At 49.3% G+C, this 8,109-nt stretch carries 8 protein-coding genes; all 8 read right to left on the reverse strand.

Going from position 1 to position 8,109, the window contains the following annotated elements; genetic code table 11:
• Positions 1-32 precede the first annotated feature (32 nt).
• Positions 33-1,391: a branched-chain amino acid transport system II carrier protein gene (gene brnQ, locus ACI4WN_RS08570; RefSeq protein ID WP_439777821.1), complete on the reverse strand. Its 1,359-nt coding sequence runs from the start codon at positions 1,389-1,391 to the stop codon at positions 33-35.
• 462 nt (positions 1,392-1,853) lie between these two features.
• Positions 1,854-2,177: an AzlD domain-containing protein gene (locus tag ACI4WN_RS08575; protein ID WP_439777822.1), complete on the reverse strand. Its 324-nt coding sequence runs from the start codon at positions 2,175-2,177 to the stop codon at positions 1,854-1,856.
• Entirely contained in the window at positions 2,161-2,871 is a 711-nt protein-coding gene (locus tag ACI4WN_RS08580) for an AzlC family ABC transporter permease (protein WP_008461078.1), read from the reverse strand. Before ACI4WN_RS08580 ends, ACI4WN_RS08575 begins: the two co-directional genes overlap by 17 nt.
• A 98-nt stretch (positions 2,872-2,969) precedes the next feature.
• Positions 2,970-3,881, reverse strand: a complete 912-nt coding sequence (locus ACI4WN_RS08585) for a DMT family transporter (protein ID WP_439777823.1) — start codon at positions 3,879-3,881, stop codon at positions 2,970-2,972.
• Between the two features lie 173 nt (positions 3,882-4,054).
• The gene (locus ACI4WN_RS08590) at positions 4,055-4,801 is read right to left on the reverse strand and encodes a gamma-glutamyl-gamma-aminobutyrate hydrolase family protein (RefSeq protein WP_439777824.1); all 747 of its coding nucleotides are present in this window, start codon (positions 4,799-4,801) and stop codon (positions 4,055-4,057) included.
• The gene (locus ACI4WN_RS08595; RefSeq protein ID WP_008461064.1) at positions 4,798-5,616 is read right to left on the reverse strand and encodes a Cof-type HAD-IIB family hydrolase; all 819 of its coding nucleotides are present in this window, start codon (positions 5,614-5,616) and stop codon (positions 4,798-4,800) included. Before ACI4WN_RS08595 ends, ACI4WN_RS08590 begins: the two co-directional genes overlap by 4 nt.
• An 80-nt stretch (positions 5,617-5,696) precedes the next feature.
• Positions 5,697-6,560 (reverse strand): alpha/beta hydrolase, encoded by an 864-nt coding sequence (locus tag ACI4WN_RS08600; RefSeq protein ID WP_439777825.1) that lies wholly within the window; start codon positions 6,558-6,560, stop codon positions 5,697-5,699.
• On the reverse strand, positions 6,553-7,863 hold the full coding sequence (locus ACI4WN_RS08605) for a PTS sugar transporter subunit IIC (protein ID WP_439777826.1): 1,311 nt from the start codon (positions 7,861-7,863) through the stop codon (positions 6,553-6,555). The genes ACI4WN_RS08600 and ACI4WN_RS08605 overlap by 8 nt, the downstream gene beginning before the upstream one ends.
• Between the last annotated feature and the right edge of the window lie 246 nt (positions 7,864-8,109).

Below are 8,109 nucleotides of genomic sequence, written 5' to 3' on the forward strand. Positions count from 1 at the left end.
AAAATATAGAGATTTACCAACAATTTGGAAAGTTAGGCAGCTTCACCAGCTGGCTCAGCTGACAGCTTGAAAAAGTGGATGCCCAGGCCGATCAGGTAACCGGCGATGCCGAAGGTCAACCAACCCATGCCATAGCTGAAGAATGGAATGTAGCGGCCGGCAAAGGTCAAGATGCTTTGGGCAAAAGCACTTTGGTTAAGCACAGCTGGAGCTGCGTTTAGCCCATCCAGGAGAGCTGGGATAATGGTCAAGCTAACCGTCCACTTGTAAACCCGGCTGTCGTTTTTAAACAGCTTGCTGGACAGACCGCACAGGATCAAGGCGATGGCCAGTGGGTAGAGGAACATCAAAACTGGGGTTGACCAAGAGATGATAGTATCTAAGCCGAAGTTAGCGATAATGAAGGAAATCCCACAGTTAAAGGTCAAGAAAGTCCGGTAAGAGATCTTTGGGAACCGCTTGTGGAAGTCTTGGGCAAAAGCAACAACCAAGCCAATCGCGGTGGACATGCAGGTAATAGTAGCCAAGGTTGCCAAAAGGGCTTCACCAAAGGTGCCCATGTAGTGGTTGGCGATTTGGGCAAAAGCAATCCCGCCGTTAGCTGACAACTTGAAGTAGTGCAGACTGGTTGCGCCTAGCAGGGTCAAAAACAGGTAGATCAAGGCGATGCCCAAGAAGCTCATTAGGCCAGTTTTGGCCAAGGCAATAGACGTGTCCTTGCCTTCCTTAATCTTAAATGACCGAATCGCGGTAACAACCGTAACCCCAAAGGCCAGGGCTGCCAAGGCATCCAGCGTGTTGTAGCCTTGCAAAAAGCCGTTGATCATTGGCGCCTTCAGGTAGTCGCTAGTTGCGGCCGTGGTGCTCGTAGCCCCCATTGGCTTGATCAAGGCGATGAAGAATATAATAAACAAGAGGCCCAAGAAGGCTGGGTTCAGCATCTTCCCAACTCTTTCCGTGATCTTGCCTTCGCTGAGGGAGAAGTAGTAAACCAGGCCAAAAAAGATGGCAGAGTAGATCAGCAAGGCGATTGGCTGCATCCCCTTAGAGAAGTGGCTAGAGAACATGGAAAAAGGAACCGTCGCCGTTCTTGGCGTTGCAAAAAGTGGCCCCAGGGTCAGGTGAACCAGGATTAAAAAGCCCAAGGCAAACTTTTTACCCAAAGGACGCGCTAGGCCAAAGATCCCGTCAGCTCTAGTCACAGCCAGGGCCAATAAGGCGGCCAAGGGAATCAAGGTCCCAGAAATGATGAAGCCGATCGCAGCGATCAGCCAGTTTTTGCCAGCTAACTGACCCAGGTGAACCGGGAAAATCAGGTTCCCAGCCCCAAAGAACATCCCGAAAATCAGGGAAGCAATTAACAAATACTGCTTAAATGATAGTTTTTTCATGGTAAATCTCCTCAAAAAATCTGCTTACAATTTTTGAAGATTAGCTAATCTCGAGTTGCTAAGAAATAAAAAAAGTCCTTGTAGAAGCTCTGCTTCTACAAGGACGCTTATGCGTGTTACCACCTTACTTCGCTACTTTGTCACCAAAATAGCCTTACCCCGTGCTGGCCACCCGGCCAAGACGTTGTCGCTGTAAAGGGCGAACCCAGTCAACACTTCGCATAAGCGTCGCATTAACCACGAAAGAACTTACTTTCACGTTTGCTTCCGTCTGCCGCTTCCCAGCTTGCCGCGGCTCTCTGTGAGACTTCTTCAACGCTACTCTGTTCTTTATTGTGTTTGTCTTTGTTTCTTAACTTGTATAATACTTTAATCTCTTTCTCAGAAAATTGCAAGTCTTTTTGGCATGATTTTTAGAAAAAATTTGCGACATGAAAAAAGGACTCGGCCTGAGTCCCCTTTTTAAATCAATCTGATTAAGGCCAGGCTGGCCACGCCAACCACCACGATCCACATCAAGCTGCGGGTGAAGTAGGCGGTGATCAAGGCTGGAATCGTCACGATCGCGTACTGCCAGTCAATTTGCGGCAAGTGGCCCTGCTTAGCCGTAAACAAGCTGCTGAACCAGAGGGTGGTCATGATGACAATTGGCACGAATTCCAGGAATTCCACGACCGGCTTGGGCAGGTTGAATTTTTTTAGCAGTAAAAAAGGCATTAAGCGTAAAGCCGCTAGGCCCGTGCCGCAAACCAGGTAAGTGATAAATACTTTACTTGAAATAGACATGCTTGATCCCCATTCCTACTAAACAACTGACAACCGTAACGACGATGGTGGTGGCACTGGCTGGCAAAATGATCATCCCAATATAAGTCAAAACCATGGTGACCCCGATCATAATCAACTGCAGCTCAATCTTGAGCGACTGGTCGGTGATCAGCTGCAAATAGAGCAGCCCCAAGAACATGGCGATAACGGCATAGTCCAGCCCCAAAGCCTTGGTATCAGACACCAGGTTGCCCAACAGGCAGCCCGCTAACCCGGCCAGGGTCCAAGCGGCATAGGCCACGATATTGGACGCGTTCATCCAGTCGTAATTTAACTTGCCCTTGGTGTAATTCAGCTTGGTGATGGCCAGGGCAAAGGTTTCATCCGTGATTAAAAAGCCCAGCCAAAGGTTCTTAGCCAGCTTCTCTTTTTTAAATTTGGGCGCCAAGGTCATGCACATCAGCAGCATCCGGGCGCTCATCAAGGACACAGCCATAAACATTGAAAGCAAACTGCTGCCAGCTGGCAACATGCTAACCAGAGCAAACTGGCCAGAGCCGGTATAAACCATCAAGGACATCAGCAGGGTCTCTAAGGGACTAAAGCCGTTAGTGTGGGCGATGATCCCAAAGGCCATGCCGATGCCAATATAACCTAGAACCGTGGGCAGGGTATCCTTGACCCCGGTCCTGGCATCTAATACATCGTTCATTATAATTTTCCCCCATGTTAATGATTAAATCATCGCCTCGATTTTAACACAATTTAGCCCGTAATGGCGGGCTTTTTTAGCAAAATGCATAAAAAATATTAAAGGCGATTGCGGTGCAGCTTGCCCGGGCGCGGGCTAGGAATGACCTGCAAGAAGGTGGCAAAAATAATCAAGCTCCCGCCCACCATCTTCATGATGCCAAAGTCGCTGCCCAGCAGCCCCACTGACAAAATTGTGGCCACCAGCGGCTCAAAGGCTTCCAGCATGCTGGCAAGACCAGCCGAAATGTAAACCACGCTGGATAAGTACAAGCTGTAGGCCAAAATGGTGCCAGCAATGACAATGTAGATGACCAAGGTCCATTCTTTGAAGGTCACGTGCTGGGCTGGCATGAAAATAATGAAGGGCGTAAAGAGGATCCCGCTTAAGAGCAGGCCCCAGGCCAGGATAGTCATCGTACTGTACTTTTTAAACAGCTTAGCCGGCATGACAACCGCAATCGCCTGGGTCAAGGCACTGAAGAAGCCCCAGATCAAGGTTTTAGGGCTGACAGCCAGACTTGAAAAATTGCCGTTGGTAACCAAAATAGCCGTACCGATAATGGCTACTGCAATGGAAATCAGGTCAATCCGCCGCGGCAGCTGCCGGCTCTTCAGGGCCATGTAGGCAATAACCAAAACCGGGGCCAAGAAGACCAAGACGGTCGCCGTTGGCGCATTAGAAGATTTGACCGTGTAAAAGTAGGTGAACTGGACCCCTAAAATGCCAAAAATCGCGTACAAGATACCGGAAAGCAAGTCATGCCTGTCTTGGAAAATAGTTAAGGTCTTCTTCCCCTTGGTCAAAAAGGAGATCGCTAAGAGGCTTAAACCCGCCAGCCAGGATCTGACGCCGACTAGCCAGAAGGTATTGATATTGGGATTTTGATAAAGCATTTCGGCAGCCGTGCCTGAAGTTCCCCACAAGGCTGCGCCAACAATCGCTAAGATAATTCCTTTTCTTTTATTCATTTTCTCAACCATGTTCCACGTGTAACACACTGCTTCTGACAACTACAATAGTTTCATTATCCCCTATTTTCATATTTTTGTCAGTTGCTTTTAGCTTTTCATTCATAAATAAAGAAATACGCGTCCCTCAATGATCTTGAGGAACGCGTGATTTGCTTTAAAAAATTTTCGGCTTACTTTTCTTCACTGGCCCGGTCAATCAGGTTCTTAAAGAGGCGGTTCATGATAGCCGCTTCTGGCGCCGGATTTGCGTGCATTTCTTCTGGGTGCCACTGAACGGCAATTACTTGGCCATCATCGCTTTCCAGGGCTTCAGTCACCCCGTCGCTGGCCGTGGCTGCTTCAACCAGGTCTGGTGCCACTTCCTTGATCACCTGGTGGTGGAAGGAGTTGGTCATCAGGCTGCTTTGGCCCATGATTTTTTCCAGATTGGTGCCGCTCTTGATCTTGACCAAGTGGGTGCCCACGTCTGGCCGGGTCGCCTGCATGTGCTTTAGGGTGTGGCCAGGGCGCAAGGACAGGTCCTGCCACATGCTGCCGCCGTGAGACACGTTAATTACCTGGGCCCCGCGGCAAATGCCCAAGACGGGCTTATTAGCGTCTTCTGCGGCCTTGAGCAGGGCAATGTCGAACTGGTCCCGGTCCGGCCAAGTAGCCCCGCTCTTTTGGTCAACTTCCTCGCCATAGAGGTGGGGATCAACGTCATGGCCACCTGACAAGATCAAGCCGTCAACCAGCTTCATCTGTTCAAGTGCCATCTCTTCCCCGCCCTTGGTAAAAGGAATCACCAAGGGAATCCCGCCGTTTTGGTAGACTGAGTCCACATATGCCGCGTTAACGTAAGTTCGCGGTTCGCCCATAAAGGGTCCGGCTTGAATGGTTACTTCTGATCCTGAAATCCCAATCACTGGTTTTTTCATCGTTTACTCTCCTGCAGGTCTACAAACTTCTCAATTGCTTGCGCGATTCCATCCTGGTTGTTGCTTGCGGTCACGTAGTCAGCCCGCTCCTTGATCTCCGGAATAGCGTTGCCCATGGCGACCTTGAAGACCTCTGGCAGTTCAAAGTCCGACAGGTCATTGTTGTTATCGCCAAAAACCATGGCTTCGTTAGCCGGAATGTTCAACAAGTCCAAAAGCTGAGTCAAAGCCGCCCCCTTGGACACGTCCGGCGTGTTGAACTCTAGACACTGGCCGCCAGAAGCAGAGATGTTAAATTCTTTTTCAGTTTCTGGAGACAGACTAGCGCGGAACTTTTTCATCTTGCTTGGCAAGGAGACGAATTCGCCCTTAATGAATTCGTACTTTTTCCCTGGCTCCATCTTCTTCACGCCCATATTGCGAGCTTTGGCGATAAAGCTGACGCCAAAAGCACTCGCCCCCGGCGCCACGTAAAAGTCCTTGGTGTCCATGAAGTAGGGGCCAAAAATCCCCTTCCGCTTTAGGGCAATCATGTGCTGCACGTTCTCATGGCTCAAGGGATTGGCATAGATCACCTGACCATCCAGCTGCTGGATCAAGCCACCGTTGTAGCAGATCGCATAGTTGTCGTCAGGGGCAAAATCAAAGGGCTCAAAGACCTTGAGGACGCCAGGAAGGGGCCGGCCGGACAGGGGCACGACGTAAATCCCGTTTTTCCGGGCTTTCTTCAAGGCTTCTAGGGTCTTTTCACTGACCTTTTTTCTAGAGGTCAGCAGGGTTCCATCTAAATCGACTGCAATCAACTTGATTTTCATGTATTTGTCCTTTGATTTTTGCTAAAAAGTTCTTGCCTACTATTTTACGGCAAAAAAGCGAGCGTGACTAACGATTCGCCTTAGCGCTTGGTCTTTTGCTGGTTGGGGCCAACTTTGCGCTGCTTGTCCAAAAGGTACTGCTTGATGATCTTCACGACCTGCTTGTTTTGCGGCAGGCTGGAGTGCTGGGCATCTTCACCGGTAACCGTCATGGCCGTGTAGGACTTGACCTGATTTTGGAAGATGTACTTACCCGCTTCGACGCTGGCTTCTGGCACCAAGCCATCAGATTCGTAGCTTTGCCCCCCTGACAAGGAGTAGACGATCAAGCTCTTTGGCAGGCGCTTTTTATACTTGATAAAATCGCTTAGCATCTGAGTCTTTTTCTTAACATTAGTTTCACTGAAGTTGTAAGGCGACCCGAGCGTCATCAGCTTTTTCACCTTGACGTCGGACTTGTAGTCGCTATAGTAGTGCTCCAGCCAATAAGTCCAGATCAGCCCACCGTTTGAGTGGCCAAAGGCCTTGAAATTGTTGAATTTATAATTGGTAAAAATCTCGTAGAAGGCATCGTCCAGCCAACCGGCCTGCTTTTTAATATTGGAATAGCCGTCGTGGCGGTTTTGAAAACCGATCACGATAAAAGGCTCATTATCGCCCTTCTTGATAGAACCGGAATAAGTTAGGGTTCCGTCTTCTTCAACCTCAATTTTGAGCAGACTGTGCTTATATGGGGTCTTCTGGTTCAGCAGCTTGACCAGCGAGTTGAAGCGGTTGATGGTCGCACTAGACCCCGGCACCATGATGACTGGTGACAAGGTGGAGCGTTGACGTTCCGCGTGCTCTTTGTTGGTCTTTTTCATCCAGGAATAGCCAGGAATGGCCAAGAGGATGATGATGACCAGAGCCATGATGATCAGTTTCCAGTTGCGGCTCTTAGGCATGGGTCTCATCCTCCTTTTCATATTCTTTCAGCAGCTTGCCGGCCCGGTTGTCCAATTTAACAGCTGGAATCATCAAGGCGACGTCCAGGCAGAAGAGGACAAAGGTAAAGATCAGAGTCGGCCAGTTGCCGTTCGTGGCAAAAAATGGCACCAGCAAGCCAGGCGTTCCGGCTAAGGCCGTATAAACCGGCGTTGGAATCAGGTGGATGGTGATGGCCAAGGCTGCCAGCAGCATGTTGATCATGGGAATCAAGACCAGCTGCAGAAGGTAGACCGGATTTAAGATCACCGGCAAGCCCACCAAAAAGCCGCGAGAGGAGTTAAAGAGCAGCGGCCATAAGTTGAGCTTAGCCGCTACTTCAGGTTCTCTTTGCTTGCCCCAAAGCAGGATGGCGACAGCCAAGGCCAGCAGGGCTGCGGACCCGCCCATCACGCCGTAGCTGTGAACCAAAGCGCTGCCTAGGTATGGATACGGAATCTTCCAAATAGATTTTTTCATTAAAACATAGGTCAGGTTAGCCGTGGCCGCCGCTGAACTAGAGATATTGCCTAAGTCCTGCATGGGCGTCCCAATCCCCAGCCAGTCTAACAGGGCCGCCAGCCCCGTCATCGGTACCGTCACTAGCAAATTGTTGGAGTTTTCGATTGGCGACATCACGCCGCTTAAGCTGACGTTAGCGCTGCTCTTCCACTGGATGCCGTATAAAACGCCGCCCAGGATAATCCCGCCTAAAATAGTCACAAAGGCCGGTTTAATTGCCTTCAGGGCCCGGTCTTGGACTAATTTGGTGTGCTCGTAGTCAACATGCTCATAGTCGCTCCCCAACCAGTGAAAGACCTGCCCCACCCCGTAGCCGATCAGCAGGTGTAAGAAGCAGTACTGGATGCTCAAGAAGTTGCTGCCGATCAAGGTAATCCGGCCGGTGATGGCCAGTTCCAGCAAATAGAGCATGATCAAGAGGGTGGTCACAGCACTGATCCCAGCCATCGTGGCATCCTTGCGGTAGATTTTTGCCGTAAAAGAAGCCGCGAAATAAACCGCAAAGATGCCAAAAAGATTGAAAATGACCTCGACCACGCACTGGGACAAGGACATGCCGATATCCCAAAACCGGTCGCTCATAATCTTATCAAAGTCAAACAAGTTGTAAATGAAGCTATCTGGAGAGAAGATGCTGTCTTGCAAGACCTGGAAAAAAGCCCCAATGGTTGCAATCGGCATTAGAACCGCGAAGGTTCTTTGCACCACTCTAAAGAAAGATCTTCTTCTTAGCCAGATACACCACTTGGCTAATTTATTCATTATTCTCACTTCCCTGTAATTACTAACCTAATTATACTAAAGAAACGAGAACGCTAACCAACTTTTTCATATAAAAAAGGCCTAGCTCGCGCTAGACCTTTTAACTATAATTTAGAACTTTCGGTTGCCAATCTGGGGTTAACCAGCATTACCAAACCGATGATGAGTGTTAGTAATCCCATGGTTGTAGCCTACTTTCTATCTAAATATAACTGTTTGTATGCTTATATTGTATAGGATAGCGCC

The organism is Lactobacillus sp. (assembly GCF_051893255.1).
Lineage (GTDB): Bacteria > Bacillota > Bacilli > Lactobacillales > Lactobacillaceae > Lactobacillus.

What these genes read in the sequence shown, in the direction of transcription:
- brnQ (WP_439777821.1), bottom strand. Translation starts at nt 1,391, where the DNA reads ATGAAAAAACTATCATTTAAGCAGTATTTGTTAATTGCTTCCCTGATT.
- ACI4WN_RS08575 (WP_439777822.1), bottom strand. Translation starts at nt 2,177, where the DNA reads ATGTCTATTTCAAGTAAAGTATTTATCACTTACCTGGTTTGCGGCACG.
- ACI4WN_RS08580 (WP_008461078.1), bottom strand. Translation starts at nt 2,871, where the DNA reads ATGAACGATGTATTAGATGCCAGGACCGGGGTCAAGGATACCCTGCCC.
- ACI4WN_RS08585 (WP_439777823.1), bottom strand. Translation starts at nt 3,881, where the DNA reads ATGAATAAAAGAAAAGGAATTATCTTAGCGATTGTTGGCGCAGCCTTG.
- ACI4WN_RS08590 (WP_439777824.1), bottom strand. Translation starts at nt 4,801, where the DNA reads ATGAAAAAACCAGTGATTGGGATTTCAGGATCAGAAGTAACCATTCAA.
- ACI4WN_RS08595 (WP_008461064.1), bottom strand. Translation starts at nt 5,616, where the DNA reads ATGAAAATCAAGTTGATTGCAGTCGATTTAGATGGAACCCTGCTGACC.
- ACI4WN_RS08600 (WP_439777825.1), bottom strand. Translation starts at nt 6,560, where the DNA reads ATGCCTAAGAGCCGCAACTGGAAACTGATCATCATGGCTCTGGTCATC.
- ACI4WN_RS08605 (WP_439777826.1), bottom strand. Translation starts at nt 7,863, where the DNA reads ATGAATAAATTAGCCAAGTGGTGTATCTGGCTAAGAAGAAGATCTTTC.